Below are 17,938 nucleotides of genomic sequence, written 5' to 3'. Positions count from 1 at the left end.
TGTGGATATAAAACAGTGTTGTGGCGGCGGCTTCCCTGCCTGCCGCGACGCACGCGGCGCAGGCCGGTAGCCGTTGCTGTTTTTAAAGCGGCATCAAAATGATGTCGCCACGCTAGCTGGTAGAAAAATCATAATCAAGCTTTTCTGACGGCGGCTGCATGAAATTACCCTGCACATAATTCACGCCAATGCCCCAGAGCACCGACAGGGTGGCGGCATCCTCAATATGCGGAGCAATGATCAGCTTGTTCAGCGAGTGTGCGGTTTCGGTAATATGTTGAATAGCTTCATGATTTTCTTTGCTGTCCGCGAGCTTGTGCATAAAGTGATGGTCAATTTTCAGATAATCCACGGAGAGCTGATTGAGAATCTGAAAGGGATTGAGTCCGCCGCCAAATTCCTCCAGGGCAAAGGCACACTGGATGGTTTTCAGACCCTTGCAAAACTCCTTGACCTGCTTGAGATAGGCCAGCGCAGTGGTTTCGCGCATTTCCAGCACGATATTGGGCGCCGGGATGCGTTTTTCCTTGAGCTTTTCATTGATCCAGTTCAGGAGCAAGGGATCTTGCAGCGAACCGGCGGTGATTTTGATAAAAAAAGTGGTATCCCGGCCTTTTTGGCGCTGCTCGGCGAGTTTATCCATCGCCTGGGTCAGAATCCAGCGATCCAGCGCCTTGGCCATGCCGGAGCGTTCTGCGCTGGGTAAAAAATCATTGGGTGCAATCAGTTCGCCTTTATCATCAATCATGCGCATGAAAACCTCATAGCGCTCGCCGCCTTCACCGTGCAGGCTGATGATCGGCTGAAAATTAAGCCGCATACGCTGATGGCGAATCGCATCGCTGATGCGCGCATTCCAGAGATCGTCCAGTTGTTTTTGGGTCATCTCACCTTCCTTGGGCTGATAAATCACCAGGCGATTGCCGCCTTCCTTGAGGGCTTGCGCGACCGATTTTTGCGTGCGGGACAAAAGCTCATTGATATCTGCGGTGTTTTCATCCAGTTGTGCTACGCCCACCGACACTGTGCAGGTGATGGAGCGCCCTTCCACATCACAGATATGGTTGGCAACCGCCTGTAACACCCCGTTATAAAAGCCTTCCAGATCCTTTTGCTCCCAGCGTCTGAGCAGGATGGCAAAGGTTTCACCCTCAAAGCGCGCCACCAATTCGCCGCGCTCTTCCTGACATTGGCGCTCCAAAATCTTGCCGATGTCATTTAACACCAGATCGCTGGCCGCCACGCCAACTTGCTCGCGGATGATATTAAAACCATCAATCTTGATTTCGGCGAGGCTGGCGTTGCCTTCGCCTTGCGAGGCTTCATCGAGCGCCGTACCGCAGCGTTCAATGAAATATTGCCGATTATACAGGCCGGTGACCAAATCGCGCTGGCTGAGGTAATTGAGCTGTTTTTCCAGCTGGCGGGCATTGGTGTTTTGATTGCGGATCAGAATTTGGGTGCAGCTCTCGCCATCAATGCTGGCGGGACTGAACTCCATCTCGGCGGGAAACTTTTCATTGCGGGCATTGCGTAGCTGAATATCCAGCAAGGTGGTCTGCGCGCTTTCATCCTCTGATTTATCGTAATTGCGCAAAAACTCCTTGAGCTTTTTTTGTTCCTCGTCAGCCACCAGATCCATCAAGGGCATCCCTTCGATATCCTCCATGTCGGTATAGCCAAACAGCTCCAGATATGAGGCATTCACATAAATGTGCATGCCTTCATGCACATAACTGATGGCATCGCGGGAACTGTCGAGCAGGGTCTTGCACCGTCGCTCGGCCTCACGCAAGGCCGATTCGAGTTTTTTCATCTGTCGCCAGTGCTTTTGCCCCTCCAGCGTTCGGGCGACCACCCGCTTGAGGTGTTCCGGGTGGCTTTTATGCACCATATCATTGGCGCCAAGCTCCAGGCAGCTGACCACATCGACACGATCATCGACGGCCAGGGCAATCACCGGAATGCGCCGCCCCATGCGATGGATCACTGCCAGCGTTTTGTCCAGAGGCAATTGCGCATGGGCCAGCGAACAAATCACCAAATCCGGCGTCTGCGAGCGCAGTTTTTCCTGCAAATCCTCCTCGTTGTCAGCCTTTTCCGGGCGCACCACAAATCCTGCAGATTTTAGCCTGCTGATCATCATCTCTGCGTCATTGATGTCCTCATCAATCACAATAAGCCGAAGGAGGTTCTCCATAGTGTTGCCCGTTATCTTTGTATGGTGTTTTGCGTGGCCAGGAGGTATGGCTGTGGCATGTGCCAATCTCGGTGGCGGCTACGAAGCTGGCCTCAAGGCTTGGCGACTCGAAGATTCGTTCAGCAAGCAGTCTACCTTAGTCGCATCATAGACAGCCGCCCATCAGGGCGTCAAGGTTGCCTGCCATGCGGGCAAACCGGGCTTGCCGGAGTGCGGGTCTGGCTTGAGCGGTGTCATGCACGATACGCATTGCTCAAGCCGGCAAAGCCGCTTTGTGCGACTTTGCGCCCGGCGAGCTGGCAGGCCTGGCGTAGGGCCTGTGGCAGGGGCTGACCGCTGGCCAGTGCGTCAATGACTCCTGCATTGAAAGTATCCCCGGCGCCGAGGGTGTCGATGACCTGATCCACGGCAAAGGCGGCTTGATGGATCAGCGCATTGTCGGCGTCAATGCCCCAGGCGCCCTGTTCGCCCCAAGGGCATAGCAGAAGGCTGTCGGGGTGGCGTGGCTGCAGGGTGTGCAGCCATGCCGCAGGATCGTCAATCCCTTGCGCCTGTACAAAACGGCGGGAAAATATCACCACATCGGCATAGTCGGCCAGTTGCAGGATATCCGCGCGGTTTTTTTCGATTTCCAGAGAAATGGGCTGATCCACGAGGCGCTGTCTGAGTGCCTTGAGCATGGGCAGGGTGTAGGCCACATCACGGCCTTCCAGATGCACCCAGTCGTACTCTTCCACCGCCACCTGCGCCAGGTGTTCTGCCTTGAGCTCCGCCAGATCACGATAATGAAGGATGGTGCGCAGCCCATTGGCCTGATTCAGGGTAATATAGGAGCACGGCGTACGGCCTGGTTGCCAATGGCAGGCAGCGATGTCAATTCCCAGCTCTGTTAAGCTGGCAGCCAGTCGCTGTCCGTCGGGCTCCTTGGCGAGTACGGCGGCCAGATGACTTTGATGGCCCAGTTGCGCCAAAACCCGCAGAGTGTTGACCGCATTGCCGCCCGGACTGATGCGCTGGCTTAAGGCGCGCAGCTCTTCATCCTCGGCAGGATAATGGTCTACCTCATGGATAATATCTAAGGTGGCAATACCAATGGCCAGAATGCGCGCCATGCGTGTGGGACTCCTTGGTGTTTGCTCGTTAAGTTTGCGAAGTGATGGAAATTATGCCACAGCGTTTTCAAAATTCAGAACAGGCCGAAGCGGCTTATTATCAGGCACTGCGCAATGCAGACCTGGATGCGATGATGAATGTCTGGCAGGAAGACGCCCATATCGTTTGTCTGCATCCTTTTTCTGAACGGGTCTTGCGCGGTTATCCGGCGGTCCTTGAAGGCTGGTTGCATGCCTTCGCCCGACAAGGCCCGTTGCAGATCCAGCCCAGCGAGGTGATCCGGCTGATCAGCTCGGATATGGCGGTTCACAATGGCATTGAACAACTGGCGCATGCCAGTGAGGCCTTGCCGCTGACCACGCAAAGCTTTACCCATGTGTATCGGCGCACCCTGGACGGCTGGCGCATGGTGTTGCGTCATGTCAGCAGCCTGTCAGAACGTTCGCCGCTGGCCTTTGATGCGGATTTAGATGAATCCGGCTCACTGCATTAAAACAGCATTTAGGATGGTGCCATGTTAATTATGGGAATCGGTTCGCCGCTGGGCGAGGATGCCATTGCCTGGGAAGCGGTTAATACCTTTAGTAAACATCATCAGCACTACCCGGTTGTCACACAAACCATTGACCGACCGGGCGCGTTATTGCTGTCACATTTTTATCCGCATGATTTTGTGATTCTGGTGGATGCCATGCGCGGCGGCTTCCGCCCCGGCGAGGTCAAGGAGCTGCAACGCGGCGAACTGGACATACTGGTTCGCCCCACCAGCAGCCATGATCTAGGCTTATCGGAGACGCTGGGATTGGGCCTCATGCTCAATGCCTTGCCGCGATGTTTGCGCATTATCGGCATCGAGATTGGTGAGGGCCGCTTGAGCGACGCTGAAAAGACCCGCGCCTTGGAGGATTGTCACCTTTTGTTGTGTACCATGCTTGGGCCTTCGTAATATCGCCCAAACCTGTAATATCTATGGGTGCATCATGTGACCTCAACGCCTTTGGGAGCGCGTACCGGGTCACCCCTTTTGAGATTTTTGCGGAATCGTGTATGGAAAACCGTTGGATTGCCAAAGATTTTATTCTTCTTGCAGTCTTGCTGCTGCTGGGTATCTTGCTGGTGTTGCTGATGTATCAGGTGGATCGGCAGTGGCAGCGGATGACCGATATGCAGCGGGTGATGCAGGAGCAGGCGGATGATCTGCGCCGCTTGCGGGTGCACGTACAAAGTGTTGAACAGCGGGTGCGTCAGGGTGGGCTGACATTCAATGCCACAGACAGCGCAGACATTCCGCCAGCCTTTGCCCGCGCCTTTGCCGCCACCCAGCAGCCGGATTATGCGCCCGGAGACTGGCTGGTGCGCGCCTTTCCTACCGGTCTGGCAACGCTGACCCCGCTGGTATCCTCGGATGCCTATGCCAGCGAGGTGCAAGCCTATGTGCTGGAGTCTTTGTTGACGCGCCATCCGCAAAGCCTGGAGTGGGAGGGGTTGATTGCCCGCGACTGGGCCTTTAGCGAAGATGGCATGAGCATTCATTTTCAGCTGCGCGATGATGTGGTGTTTTCTGACGGGATGCCGCTGACCGCCGAGGATGTCGCCTTTTCCTTTCGCTTCACTATGAATGAGGCGATTGCTGCCCCCAGGGCGCGCGCCTATCTGGAAAAACTGGCCAGTGTCGAGGCCGTAGGGCCGCATGAGGTGGTGTTTCGCTTTGCCGAGCCGTACTTCAACAGCCTGCAACTGGCGGGCACGATGGCGATTCTGCCGCGCCACTTCTATGAACCCTATCTGCAAAGTCCGGAGGTTTTCAACCGTTCGCGCGGGATTTTATTGGGGTCAGGACCGTATCGCCTGGCCGATCCGACCGGCTGGACGCCTGATCAGGGATTGGTCGAATTGGAGCGCAATCCGCGCTACTGGGGGCCGGTGGAGCCCGCATTTCAGCGCTTGCTGTGGCGCGTGATTGAAAATGACAGTGCGCGCCTGACCGCCTTTCGCAATGGGGAAATTGATGTCTATGGTGCCCGTTCGCGGGAATATCAGCGGCTGCGCGACGATCAGGCCCTGCGCCAGCGCACCCACCATTATGAGTACATGAGTCCCACCGCAGGCTATGCCTACATTGCCTGGAACCAGCTACGCGGTGAGCAGCCGACCCGCTTTGCCGATGTGCGGGTGCGCCAGGCAATGAGCTATCTGACCGATCTGGAGCGCATCGTAAACGAGATCATGCAAGGCTATGCCGAACCGGCCATCAGCCCCTTTAATCCGCGCAGTCCGCAGCATGATCAGAGCCTGACGCCCTATGCCTTTAATCTGGAAAAAGCTCAGGCGCTGCTGGCCGAGGCCGGCTATCGTAGCCGTAATCGCGAGGGCATCTTGCAAAATGCCGCTGGCGAGGCCTTTGCCTTTGATCTGGTGTTTTTCCAGGACAATGAAGACACCCGGCGCATGGTGTTGTTTTTGAAAGACCTGTATGCCCATGCCGGGATTTTGTTACGGCCCCGCCCCACCGAATGGTCCGTGATGATTGATCTGCTCAACCGCAAGGATTTTGACGCCATCACCCTGGGCTGGACCAGCGGGGTCGAGACTGACATCTTCCAGATGTTTCATTCCAGCCAAACCGTTGCCGGGGGGGATAATTTTATCAACTATCGCAACCCCCAACTGGATCAGCTCATTGATCAGGCCCGCGCCACCGTTGACGAAGATGCGCGGATGCCGCTATGGCATCAGGCCGAGCGCATCCTCTATGAAGATCAGCCATACACCTTTCTGGTTCGCCGCCAGACCCTGGCCTTTATAGACCAGCGCCTGCACAACCTGGAACAAACCCGCCTGGGCTTGAATCTGGGCGCCGTCCCGCTTGAAAACTACGTCCCGCTGTCACAGCAAAAATACACACCCTAGGGAGCGTTAACAATCAAGCCAGCCAAACGAAGGCTGACACGAGACACAGTAGCGACGGATAATTCCGTGCCAGCCGCTCATAGCGCGTGGCGATTCGTCTGAATGCTTTGATGTTCTGGAAAAACCGCTCGACAAGGTTGCGGTCTTTATCGCTGTGCCAGTCAACCTCGATGACATCCAAACGGTTCTTCCTCGGGGGAATCACGGGTTCAGCCCCCACCGCTCGGATGATGTCTCTCGGCGCAGTCGCATCGTAGCCTTTGTCACCCCGTACCGCGTTCGGGGCAAAACCTTCAAGCAACGCCGGAGCCACACTGTATTCACAGGCCTGGTCCGGGGTGAGAATCAGCCGCACCGGGTTGCCCAAGGCATCGACAGCTGCATGGATCTTGGTGCTCAATCCGCTTCGCGACGTGCCCAGCGCCTCGGTGTCCTGAGCGTTTTTTTTGATGCGCCCTGCGGATGAACCCTGACAATAGTGCCGTCCATCATCAGCGCCTCCAGATCAGGAGCATCGGCCCACGTCTCGGCAATGCGTTGCCAACCCCCCTTTTTCGACCACCGGTTATATCGCATGTAAGCCGTGTGCCAGCGTCCAAAGCATTCCGGCAGATCCCGCCAAGGCGCCCCGGTGCGCGCGATCCACAGGACCGCTTCCATAAAGCGGCGGTTATCTTTGGCGGTCACACCGCAGTCGGTTACTTTGCCAGGGAGAAGCGGTTCAAGTCTCTCCCATGGGTCATCTCGCAGCATGAGTCGGGGCATTCGTTATCCCTCCAAATCCCGTTATGCTACATCAGGCACATAAAAATTAGTAATTGTTAACGCCCCCTAGCTACGCACCGAGGCCACAGGCCTCGTGGGATTTAAAGCGTATTTAATGCGTAGCTGGTGCAGGGGCGGCATCAAGATGATGCCGCCACGGCTGCAGTGGTCGCCACGGGTTAGACGGCGGTAGCGGTTAGCCTGCCCAATCACTCTCCCGTCAGGCTGCGGGCCAGGGGGCGGTATTGGAGGGCGTAAAACATTTCCAGATAGCGGCGCGCTTCGGCGCGTTCGAGGTTGGTGACGTATTTCCAAAAGCCATAAATGCGCGATAGTGTCATCATGCGCTGGGCATAGAGGCTCCAGGTGTAATGACGTTCGACGCGTTCCATGCCGCCGTGTGAGATGCGCACCCAGTAGTCCGGGTCTTGTTCACATTCGCGCAAAAATGCCAGTAGTTGGGCGCTGGCCTGATCACCGCGCATCGGGTCGATATGAAAGCCCGATTGACCGTGTTCGATGATCTCCAGCGGACCACCGTAATGCGTGGCGAAGGTGGGCAACCCGGAAACCATGGCCTCAATCACTGTCAGACCAAAGGCTTCAAACAGCGCCGGTTGCACAAATACGCCGCGCCGGTCAGCGATAAAGCGATATAGTTCCCCGGCAAATACCTTGTCAAGGCGCACGCCCAGCCAGCGCACCTGTTCATCGAGTCCGTGGGTGGTAAACAGATGATGCAGATAGCCGATCTGCTCTTGTTCTTCGCGGTCGGCAGATTTTCCGGCATCGGTATAGCCCGCGACGATCAAGAGGTTGGCCTGTTCGCGCAGGGCCTCATTTTCGGCATACCATTGCACTAATCCGGCGATGTTTTTAATCCGGTCCAGGCGCGCCATGGTGAAAATGAGGGGACGCTCAGGGTGTTTGAGCGTGCCGCGCATATCTTCGGAAGGCGTGCCAAAAATCAGTGTCTGCAGCTCATCGTGCAGACCGTGTAAACGCCGCTCGCTGTCTTTATAGGAAAAATACACCTCGGCATCTGCCCCCGGTGAGACGATATTGAATTTGGGATCAAATACATCAATGCCCTTGACCACTCGATACAGTCCCGGCATGGAAAAGGCGCTGTAGCTTTCATATTGGCCGACGCTGTGATCAGTGCCGGCGATTTCCTGGTAGGTGCTGGTGATAATAAAATCAGCCGCATTCATGGCAATCAGATCGGCGGTAAACTGACAGGAGAAGTGATACTGGGCCTCGTTTTCTTTCCAATACAGATCGGAGTACAGGTATTTGGTTTTTTCCAGCGCATGGGCGATATGACACTGGGTCACCTGCATCCGCGCCGATAACAGGGTGGCCACCAGATTGCCATCCGAATAATTGCCAATAATTAAATCCGGGCGGGTGCCCAGTTCCGCCCGCACGGTCTGTTCCACATCATCGGCAAAACGCTCCAGATAGGGCCAGATCTCAAAACGCGAGATCCAGTGGGGAATAATTTCCCCCTCCTTGCTGCGAAAGGGTACGCGCAGAATCTGTGCATTGCGGGTGCCGTTAATCCGTTCAACGGGCTGATCACAACTGGTGCCTTGCGCCTCGGGAATCAGGCGCGTGACCACCAGGATACGCGGCTCAATGTGCAGCCCCTGGGCCTGCAGGCGGCTGCGCATTTCCCGCTCCAGGGCGCGCACCTGATCAAGGATATACACCACCTGCCCGCCGGTATCGGGACGCCCCAGCACATTGGCCTGTCCGAAAAAGCCGTGTGGACTGAGAATCAGCAGGCTGAAAATCATCGGAATCCGTGCCAAAAAGCGCTCCAGGGTCTCCGGTGAGGGCGCCTCCAGTAAATCCGACAGGAGCCGCAGGGTTTCCAGAATCCGCCCGACATCACTGCCCCAGCCCGGTTCCAGACCCACATCACGCAGCAGCGGCGCCACCTCGGCCCAGGGGGTATGGCGAGCATAACCATTGAGCAGCTTTTCACAGCGGCGGATCACCCCGCGCAATTCATTGACGTTGCGCACGCGCTCGTTGATCATAAGGATCTGGCCTTCGCAGCAGTGCTCATGCAGGAAGTGAAACAGCTTTTCCAGACCCTGGTCGCCACCATCAAACAGCTGGCTGGAGAGTTTACGGTTTAAAAACTCCATGCCGCGCCCAATGGAGCGCGATTCCCGCAATTTCGGAAAGCCCCGGTCAAAGGGTTCAATATCAAACTCCAAAGGCCGTTCAGTGCCGGCCTGAGCGCTGATCAGGCGCTCCTTGAAGCCTAAAAACTCGCTGGCCTCAACGCTATCGGGATATAAATCATCGACATGCAAACGCAGATACCACCAGCGCCCGACACGCGGCCTGACCGCAAAATACACCCAGGGGGCTGACAACACCGCTTCTTGGGCATCCCGAATCATTTCGCCCAGCGGGGTATGCGCCAGCTCCGGCAGGTTTTTATCCGCCATCAGGGCCTGCAGACCGTCTTGCAATTCGTTACGCAATAAAAAGCAGCGATTTTCACTAAAATAGCGACGCAACAAGAGATAGGCAGGTTCACGGTGGCGGCTAATAAAGGCCTGGAGTGTCTCTAGCATGGGGCACCTTTGGGCAGATAGTCTGTCTGGTCTGAAAACATCGCGCAGGTTGCGTGTACGCGCATGATACGGCCTTTCAGGCCGCTAAGGATGGCCGAGGTGTTAGGGTGATCGGCCAGGTTTTGAAGGACAAACCCGAAGGATAACCCACTTTTTTCCGATTCTTAACCCTTCAGGAGGCGTCTTTATGTCGCAAACAAACGAGTCACAGGCAAAGATCCGCGTCTTATTTGTGTGCATGGGCAATATCTGCCGTTCACCGATGGCCCAGGGTGTGTTTGAGCATCTGGTTGCCGAGGCGGGCCTTGCAGAACGCTTTGAGATTGATTCTGCCGGGACGCACGCCTATCACATCGGTGAGCCGCCGGATCAGCGGGCGATGGCCACCGCCAAGCAACGCGGCATTGATCTGAGCAGCCAGCGCGCCCGCCAGGTGGAGGCCGAAGATGGGCGTGAGTTTGATTATATTCTGGTCATGGATCAGGACAATCTGGCCGGGGTGCGGGCGGTTTTGCCGCCGAGCACCCGCAACAAACCGCGCCTGTTTCTGGAGTTTGCCCGCAGCCATGAATATCGCGAGGTGCCAGATCCCTACTACGGCGGCCAACGCGGCTTTGATCAGGTGCTGGATATGATTACCGATGCCGCCACCGGTCTGCTCGCTGAAATCCGCACCACTCACCCTCTGTAAGGCGCGTTGAGCCGATGAAAACCATTGCACACGAGCTACACGCCTGTCGCCAACAACATCTGCTGGCGGCCAAAGATGCCTGGGAATTTGCGTGTCGCCTGTATACCCGCCCCGGCGTTGAGGCCGCCTGTCAAGACCTGCAAAACCGCCGCAATCTTGATCCAGTCTGGCTGCTGGCCCTTTGCTGGCAGGCCGTCCGGGAGGCCGGCAGCGTCAAGACCGCACGGATTGCACAGCTTGATCAGGCACTGCTGGGCTGGCGCGAACAGGTGATCATCCCGCTGCGCTGTCTGCAGCTACGTCTGGAAAATGAGGCCCATGCCTCACTCCCCGCCCACCGCCTGCGCCGGGCACTGCTGGACACTGAGCTCTATGGCAAACGGCTCGCCCTGCAATGGCTGGCACAACAGCTTTATCCCGACACAAGCCCGGCCAGCAACGCCCGCGAAGACGCCATGCAAAGTCTGCTCAATTACTGGCACCTCAGACACACTTTCCCCACCAGCAGCGATGATCAACGCAGCCTGCATTGCGTGGTGCATTATCTCGCTTAAACCCACTGCCCAGAGCGCGTCGTGAACCTGTAATCCGGCATCAGCACCCTCGCCGCGCTCGGGCCGCCACCGCGTCCCTAGACGCTCACATCACGACCGAAAAATTAAACTTGGCTCCCATTTCGCCTGCCTTCGTGGCATACGCAATGCTCTCCTGATCTATCTGATCGATATGTTACACCGCCTCGCCAGCAACTTTAGCAGACATCGCCAGGGCGCGTAGCGGACGCATCTTGCGTTCGCTGTTTGGAGCGGCATCTGGAAGGTGTCGCCACGCTTTATGCGGAGCTGGGGCTGTGCGCTCCCAGGACGGTGCGGTTGCGACCGGTTTGTTTGGCGTGGTATAGGGCCTGGTCGGCCTGGTCGATGAGTTCGTCGAGGGTTGCGGGATTTTCGGGGTGGAGTACGGCAAGGCCAAGGCTTAGGGTGACCGAGAGGGTGGCGTTTGGAGTCTGGATCTGTAGCGCATAGATGGCCTGACGCAGGCGTTCGGCGAGAATGAGGGCCATCTCGCCGGAGGTGTCGGGCAGGAGCATGATAAATTCTTCGCCGCCGTAGCGTCCCAGCAGGTCGGTCTGGCGCAGGTTGCTTTGCAGAGTATTGGCAACGGCGCGCAGGACGTGGTCGCCAACGACATGGCCGTGGGTGTCATTGACGGGTTTGAAGTGGTCGATGTCCATCATGAGCAGTGCCAGCGGGCGCTTATGGCGGCTGAAGCGTTGGTATTCGCGTTCCGCCAGGGTAAAGAAGTGGCCACGATTGAGCAGGCCGGTGAGGGCATCAATGCTGGAGAGGCGTTGCAGTTCGGCTTCCATGTGTTTACGTTCGGTGATGTCGAGCTGGATCAAGAGCATGCGCTGCTGTCCGTAAATGATGGCGGCGTTGAGGTAGAGCATGACCCAGGCGTTTTGCCCATTGCTATGCTCAATATACCATTCAAACACTTGCAACCCTTCACTCAGGGCTTTTTGGTTCCAGCGCAGGGCATCGGCGCGGGAGTAGGGGGGCTTGGAAAACCAGATAGCGCGCTGCCGCAGTTCCTGCAGGTTGGCACAGCCGTAGGTGGCGATGGCGGCACGGTTGGCGTCGATGATGTCGGCGGTTTCCACCTCGCAGATGAGAATGGGGACCGGCAGATCGGTAAACAGGGCGCGGAAGTGCTGTTCACTGTTTTGCAGGGTTTGTTCGGCGCGTTTGCGTTGGGTGGTATCGGCAAAGACGACGACGAATTTGCCGGGCGCGGGCCGGTAGGCATGTACCTCAAAAAATTTGTCCAGTTCCTGGGAGTAGTTTTCAATGCGCATCGGTTCGCCGGTTAGCGCAACCTTACCGTAAGCCTCAATCCAGTGGTCCTCGGTGTCGGGTAATACCTCCAGTACGCGCCGCCCGATCAAATCGTCGGCCTTAAGGCCGGTCATCTGCTCAAAGGCGGGATTGATCTCGATATAGCGGTAATCTATCGGCTGTCCTTGGTCATCGCAGATGATCTCATGCAGGGCATACGCGTCCGGCATCTCCTTGAAGAGCTGGCGAAAACGTGCCTCGCTTTGCTCCAGGTGCTGTTCCATTTGCTTGCGCTCGGTAATGTCGTGAGCAATTTGCAGGTAGACGCAACGGCCATCGTTCCATGATATGCATTTGCGTTGGCACTCATACCAGCGGTCGGTGTACGGATTGTGAATTTCCCAGCGTTGCACAGCCTGATCCAGTGCAAGATCTTGATGATGGCAACCTGTGCAATGGGCGGTTTTGGCGTTGAGGATAATCTGCGTGCAGGCACTGTGCTCTGTGATGCCCAGGGCGTGTTGCCCCTGCGCGTTGACGAACAAAACCTGCTGACTTTGCGGGTCGCAGACAAAGACGATGCTGTCGAGGCCGTCAAAAATGCCGCTAAGGCGCTCTTCCCGTTGCAAGGGCTGGATGAGGGTGCGCGAACTGCCCAGCAAAAGCAGCAGGCTCACGGCGAACAGGATCAGACCCAGGCCCAGGGTGTAGTTGCGCAACGTCGTCAGTTTGGCTTGCAGATAGCTTAGCTCCAGGTCCACGCCAATGACATAATAGTGACCATCGTCAAGCGCTATGGGGAGAAAGATGGAGCGAAACGCGCCATAGGCGTCCTGATATTCCAGATAGCGGGTTTTGCCGTCCTGAAAGCTGGCGTAGAGCTCAGGCGGGGCGCTGGCATAGTGCTGAAAGAAGTGATCGTGGGTTTGATGGCGGCGTTCGTAAGGGGTGGCAGAGCTGGCCGTAGTGACAATACGCCCGGCAAACTGCATATAGGTGTAAACATAGGCAAAACCTGCCCGATCCGCGTAGTCTGAAAGCACCGCCATATCGGCCAAAAAGCGCTCGGCGTTAACAGAATCCGGGCCGGTGATGTGCTGGTGATAGTCGGGCGCGAGCAAGGCAAGCACGGCATAAGCCCCAGCCTGCAGACGCTGGTCGGATTCGTGTAGCAGGGTTTGGCGCAGGCCGTTGTAGCTTGCTGTAATGAACACGCTGGCAATCACCGCCGTTGTTAGCACCACCATCAACGCCAATTTGCGCCAAAATCTCAAAATTCGCACTCCCATTGCTCTGTTTGCCTGTGGTGTTTGTAACGCGCAAACCGAATATTAAACATTTTTAGCTGAATGTTGCATGAATGAATGTGTATCTCTTTTTAGCACCTTCTGAGCTGGATGTCTTGCGTCATGCACGGCTTGGGTTTTCTGCGGTCAGCACCTGTGCTGATCCGTATCAGCGCAATGCCCCCGCCGTGATGCCAAAGGTGCCCAGAATCAGCGACGATGCCTTTGAGGCGGAGCTTAAACGCCAGTTTCAGGCGCTTCCGGCGCACATTCAAGGTGCGTTCAGTTTTGCGGATTTTCGCGAGAAGGTGTTGCCCAAACGCCCGCAGATTGAGGCGCAGATGCAGCAGCGCCTGCTGGCCAAGGTACCCAAATTACCGGAGCCGAAGGGGTATGCCAGTCTGGTGTGGTGTCGTTTTTTTAAGCGCTGGGATAATCCGCTGCTGTGGGAATATTACGCAGACGCGCATCGCGGCCTGGTTTTGGAGATTGACACGGCACACCCCGATTTTAGCAGCAACAAGCAGGTGTTGCGCCCGGTGGTGTATGCCGCCGAACGCCCCACGGCAGATCATCCGCTCAAGCCTTTTCCGGCGCTCTTTCACCGCGCCCCGGAATATGCCCACGAAGAGGAGATTCGCCTGATTCGTCCGCTGGCCGAGGCACACCCCGCAGAGGCGGAGGGGGCGTATTATTATCCGCTGCCGGTGCAGGCCGTGCGTTCACTGACCCTGGGGATTGATGCACAGGCCGCAACGCGCCAGTGGATCAACCAGACCTTTCGCTATGACCTGCGCTATAAATCGCAGTGCCATTTGTACGAGATCCGCCTTGATCCACATCGTTTTGACTTACACCGCATCACCTTGCAGGAGGCGGTGGATGAGGAATAAGGCGTACTTAAACGGGCAATCCGTAGACTGCGCCGGGGCGTGGCGCTCTCAGTTTATGGCGGGCTGAGGCGGATGTGGAAGGCGGCACCTTGCCCTTCGTCACTTTCGACCCAGATGGTGCCGCCCAGGCGTTTGATAATCTGGCGACAGATGGCCAGCCCCAGGCCGGTGCCTTCGGGTTTGTTGGTGAGGGTGCCGCCGACTTGCTGGAATTTTTCAAACAGATGGGTCTGGGCGGCGAGTGCGATACCTGGGCCGTTGTCTTTAACGACGATGCGTGCGCTATCGGTGCCTTCGCGCCGCACCTGTACCCACACCTGCCCTGTTTGGGCCGGACTGAATTTGGCCGCATTGGCCAACAGGTTGGTGATCACCTGCTGCAACCGGTCGCTGTCGCTGTCCAGCCATAGCGGCGTGGCGGGGGCATCCAGATGCAGGGCAATCGCTCTGGCCTGAAACAAGGGCTGATTGGCGATGATGGCATCCTGCACCACCTGCACAATGTCGGTGGGACTTAATACCCAGTGCATCTGCTCTGATTCCAGCCGGGAGAGATCCAGCACCTGATTGATCAACCGGGTCAGGCGCTCGCTTTCGCGGATGATAATCGCCAGAAATTCCTGGCGCTGTAGCTCAGGCAGCTTGGGATTGTCATATAAAATCTCGGTAAAGGAGCGGATGGAGGTCAAAGGGGTGCGCAATTCGTGGGTGACTGTGGAGATGAAGTCATCCTTCATGCGATCCAGCTCATGGAGGCGTTCGTTGGCGATACGCAATTCCTCAGTGGCCGCCTCCAGGGCGCGTGACTTACTTTCAAGTTGTTGGCTGTAGGCTATCAGTTGACTGCTTTCTTCCAGAATCTGCATGAGCTCTTCTAAACCGATCATATCCCCTTGGGCAAGTCTGGACACCATCACCTTGGCCGCCGTGTGACCGATGATATTCCCCAAAATCTGCTCGCAAAATGTGATCAGACCGGGGTCGACACAGGGCGTGCGCAGCAAGTCGATCTGGTGTGCCACGGCATACTCATACAGGGCGCGCTGCGCATCTACCTGACCAAGAAATCGCTCCAATAACAGGCGCAAATTATTGATACTGGCCGCCGGCCCCTGATGCCAGAAACGCGGGTCATCCGGCCAATAAGCAAGGGCAGTGCGTGGGGCATCGGGCTGATCGGCACTCATGCCAACAACCTAATCCTGACCGCGCACTAACAGCACATCACAGGGCACCTGATTGACCACCCGCCGAGCCACGCCACCCAGCAGCACATCCTTGAAACGCCCGCGTCCGTGCGTGCCCATGATTAACAGGTCGGCCTGCATCTCGCGGGCAAACTGCTCAATCACCAGCGGCGGATAGCCGGCCTTCATGGTTTCTTGCAGGTTGGCGGTATTGACGCCGGAATCTTTGATAAATTCCTGCAGCAGTTGTTGATCTTCGCGCTGGGCCTGGGCCTCGATACGCTGGATCATGCCCTCATCCACACCGGTGCGATAGATATGATCCATCGGCGCGGTATTAAAGACATGCAACACCTGCACAGGGTGGCCCGTGGTCTGTAAATCCTGGGCCAGGGACAGGGCATGGCGCGAACGCTGGGAAAAATCGACCGGGACCAGAATGCGCTGATAGGGGGTGTCCTGGGTCGGATTTTTTACCACCAATACCGGTCGATCTGTGTGGCGCAGCAGATTTTCAGCGGTGGTGCCCACCAATACATCGTGCAGATGATTAACGCCATGTGCGCCGATGACGATTAAATCCGCGCCGAATTGCTGGGCCTGGCTTAAGATCGTGCGACACACCGGCCCCATCATGGCGGTGCTTTGCAAGTCCTTGCCCGCAAACGGCCCCAGACCATCCAGATGTTGACGCAGGCGTTGGCGATGGCTTTCAATGAGGTTGTTTTCGATCTCGGTGCCGACCTGGCCGGTCATGTGTAACAGTTTGTTTTCGCGCAAGTCGGCATCAATCACGCACAGCGCAAGCACCGTGCTGTGATGGGCCTGCGCCAGGGCAAAGGCTCGTTGCCCGGCCCGATCCGCACGTTCGGATAAATCGGTTGCATAGACTATTTTGGCTAAACTCATCGCACCCCTCCAAACCTTGATGATAGAAAGCCGGCTACCTGGAACTGCACAGCGCCCGCTGCGTCTTACACGCGCCGACCGTAGTATTTTTGATTCCGCTGTATTTGACGTATACTGCAGATGATGCGGCTTCCTATGCTACCAGAAATCCAGAGAAACCGCGTTGGCATGGCCCGTTATCCCTGCTGATCCCCGTACTGGCAGGCACTATTGCCCAAGGAATTGTCCCGATGATGGAAAAATCAACGGCACCCGCCGTCACCGAGCCCACAGCCTCGGCCTGTGTTGATCTCGAACAGTTATATGCATGGCTATGTCTGACCCATACCCCCAGCATCGGCCCGGTACGCTTTGCCGCTATCCTGGCGCATTATGGCAGTGCGCAGGCAGCGGTGGCCGATGGTTTGGCCGCCTGGCGCGAGTTGGGCCTCAAGCAGGCGACACGTCGCTTCATTCAGCAATGTCCGCATCCGGGCGTGGAGGCTGATCTGGCCTGGGCGCAGCAACCCGGCCATTATCTGCTGACCTGGTTAGACCCCCGCTATCCGCCCTTACTCAAAGAACTCAATGACGCCCCACCGGTTTTATATGTGCTGGGTGATCCGGAGGTCTTGGCTTTGCCACAGCTGGCCATTGTCGGCAGTCGCCGTCCCAGCCCGGGCGGGATTGATACAACCGCCACCTTAAGTCGCCAGCTCAGTGAACAGGGCTTGCTGATCAGCAGCGGTCTGGCCTTGGGCATTGATGCCATTGCCCACGAAGCCACGCTAAATGCACAGGGTATCAGCATTGCCGTTATCGGTACCGGGGCGGATCGCGTCTATCCGGCGCGTCACCGGGCCCTGGCACATCGTCTGGTGGAACAGGGCGCAGTGGTATCAGAATTCCCCATCGGCACCAGCCCCAAAGCAGAGAACTTTCCACGCCGCAACCGTATCCTAAGCGGCTTAAGCCTGGGAACCTTGGTGGTTGAGGCCTCGGTGCGCAGCGGCTCGTTGATTACCGCCCGGCTGGCCGCCGAGCAGGGGCGCGAGGTGTTTGCGGTGCCCGGTTCGATTTATAATCCGCTCAGTCACGGCTGTCATCAGCTGATTCGCCAGGGCGCTAAACTGGTCGAAACCGTTGAGGATATTCTGGAAGAGATGGCGCCCTTGCTGGCGATACGCGGTCATACCCTGGCACAGCGGGCAACGGCGCATCACAGCCCCGCAGAGCAGGCGGCTCAAGGCGTTACCATCGCATCCACACAGCCCTCACCGGCGCTACATACGGGCGAGCAAGACGATTCAGGCACCGATGATAGTGATGCGAATGCCCAACACCTGCTCGATTGCATGGGGTATGATCCGGTCGGCATGGACCTGTTAGTGCATCGCAGCGGATTGACCATCGCCGCAATTTCCTCCATGCTGACCACCATGGAATTAAAAGGCTATGTGGAGTCCTCACCCGGCGGGCGCTACGTTCGCCTGAAATAGGGTCATACATAAGCATAAGCATGAATGCCCTTGGCCTGAAGACCGGACGCCGCTGGCAGATCTTTCCTAGC

13 protein-coding genes and 1 pseudogene are annotated in these 17,938 nt (G+C 56.9%); 7 read left to right on the top strand and 7 right to left on the bottom strand.

Translation table 11 applies throughout. The annotated features are described in order from the left end of the window. Positions 1–112 precede the first annotated feature (112 nt). Both THISIDRAFT_RS13300 and THISIDRAFT_RS13295 read right to left on the bottom strand, forming a co-directional pair. Positions 113–2,200 carry an EAL domain-containing response regulator gene (locus THISIDRAFT_RS13300; RefSeq protein WP_006787013.1) on the bottom strand — a complete coding sequence of 696 codons (2,088 nt, stop codon included), beginning with the start codon at positions 2,198–2,200 and terminating at the stop codon, positions 113–115. A gap of 233 nt (positions 2,201–2,433) precedes the next feature. Next, positions 2,434–3,312, bottom strand: a complete 879-nt coding sequence (locus THISIDRAFT_RS13295; protein ID WP_006787014.1) for a PfkB family carbohydrate kinase — start codon at positions 3,310–3,312, stop codon at positions 2,434–2,436. A gap of 53 nt (positions 3,313–3,365) precedes the next feature. On the opposite strand from THISIDRAFT_RS13295, the gene THISIDRAFT_RS13290 reads away from it, so the two are divergent. The 3 genes from THISIDRAFT_RS13290 (at position 3,366) to THISIDRAFT_RS13280 (ending at position 6,223) form a co-directional block, all read left to right on the top strand. After that, complete coding sequence (locus tag THISIDRAFT_RS13290) at positions 3,366–3,806, top strand: YybH family protein (RefSeq protein ID WP_159098508.1); 441 nt, start codon at positions 3,366–3,368, stop codon at positions 3,804–3,806. A gap of 21 nt (positions 3,807–3,827) precedes the next feature. Then, positions 3,828–4,259, top strand: a complete 432-nt coding sequence (locus THISIDRAFT_RS13285) for a hydrogenase maturation protease (RefSeq protein ID WP_006787016.1) — start codon at positions 3,828–3,830, stop codon at positions 4,257–4,259. Positions 4,260–4,360: 101 nt separating this feature from the next. Further along, the gene (locus THISIDRAFT_RS13280; RefSeq protein WP_418896135.1) at positions 4,361–6,223 is read left to right on the top strand and encodes a peptide-binding protein; all 1,863 of its coding nucleotides are present in this window, start codon (positions 4,361–4,363) and stop codon (positions 6,221–6,223) included. A gap of 16 nt (positions 6,224–6,239) precedes the next feature. Here the strand turns inward: THISIDRAFT_RS13280 and THISIDRAFT_RS14960 are convergent. Both THISIDRAFT_RS14960 and THISIDRAFT_RS13265 read right to left on the bottom strand, forming a co-directional pair. Continuing rightward, positions 6,240–6,961, bottom strand: a pseudogene (locus tag THISIDRAFT_RS14960) (IS5 family transposase); the annotation flags it as partial. 236 nt (positions 6,962–7,197) lie between these two features. Continuing rightward, a complete protein-coding gene (locus THISIDRAFT_RS13265; protein WP_006787020.1) occupies positions 7,198–9,585 on the bottom strand; it encodes a sucrose synthase in 2,388 nt (795 codons plus the stop codon). 187 nt (positions 9,586–9,772) lie between these two features. On the opposite strand from THISIDRAFT_RS13265, the gene THISIDRAFT_RS13260 reads away from it, so the two are divergent. Both THISIDRAFT_RS13260 and THISIDRAFT_RS13255 read left to right on the top strand, forming a co-directional pair. After that, positions 9,773–10,276 (top strand): low molecular weight protein-tyrosine-phosphatase, encoded by a 504-nt coding sequence (locus tag THISIDRAFT_RS13260; RefSeq protein WP_006787021.1) that lies wholly within the window; start codon positions 9,773–9,775, stop codon positions 10,274–10,276. A 14-nt stretch (positions 10,277–10,290) separates the two neighbouring features. Further along, entirely contained in the window at positions 10,291–10,830 is a 540-nt protein-coding gene (locus THISIDRAFT_RS13255; RefSeq protein WP_006787022.1) for a TIGR02444 family protein, read from the top strand. Positions 10,831–11,108: 278 nt separating this feature from the next. On the opposite strand, the gene THISIDRAFT_RS13250 is transcribed toward THISIDRAFT_RS13255, so the two are convergent. Beyond that, entirely contained in the window at positions 11,109–13,361 is a 2,253-nt protein-coding gene (locus tag THISIDRAFT_RS13250; RefSeq protein WP_159098509.1) for a sensor domain-containing diguanylate cyclase, read from the bottom strand. A gap of 113 nt (positions 13,362–13,474) precedes the next feature. Between THISIDRAFT_RS13250 and THISIDRAFT_RS13245 the strand changes: the two genes are divergently transcribed. Continuing rightward, positions 13,475–14,293, top strand: coding sequence for a DUF2971 domain-containing protein (locus THISIDRAFT_RS13245; protein ID WP_006787024.1), 819 nt, complete (start codon positions 13,475–13,477; stop codon positions 14,291–14,293). Positions 14,294–14,346: 53 nt separating this feature from the next. On the opposite strand, the gene THISIDRAFT_RS13240 is transcribed toward THISIDRAFT_RS13245, so the two are convergent. Together THISIDRAFT_RS13240 and THISIDRAFT_RS13235 are read right to left on the bottom strand one after the other, a co-directional pair. Continuing rightward, positions 14,347–15,480, bottom strand: coding sequence for a sensor histidine kinase (locus THISIDRAFT_RS13240; protein ID WP_006787025.1), 1,134 nt, complete (start codon positions 15,478–15,480; stop codon positions 14,347–14,349). 9 nt (positions 15,481–15,489) lie between these two features. Continuing rightward, a complete protein-coding gene (locus THISIDRAFT_RS13235) occupies positions 15,490–16,389 on the bottom strand; it encodes a universal stress protein (protein ID WP_006787026.1) in 900 nt (299 codons plus the stop codon). A gap of 230 nt (positions 16,390–16,619) precedes the next feature. On the opposite strand from THISIDRAFT_RS13235, the gene dprA reads away from it, so the two are divergent. Further along, entirely contained in the window at positions 16,620–17,867 is a 1,248-nt protein-coding gene (gene dprA / locus THISIDRAFT_RS13230; RefSeq protein ID WP_006787027.1) for a DNA-processing protein DprA, read from the top strand. Positions 17,868–17,938 lie beyond the last annotated feature (71 nt).

The organism is Thiorhodospira sibirica ATCC 700588, from assembly GCF_000227725.2.
GTDB lineage: Bacteria > Pseudomonadota > Gammaproteobacteria > Ectothiorhodospirales > Ectothiorhodospiraceae > Thiorhodospira > Thiorhodospira sibirica.
This window is presented reverse-complemented; position numbering and strand designations above follow the sequence as displayed.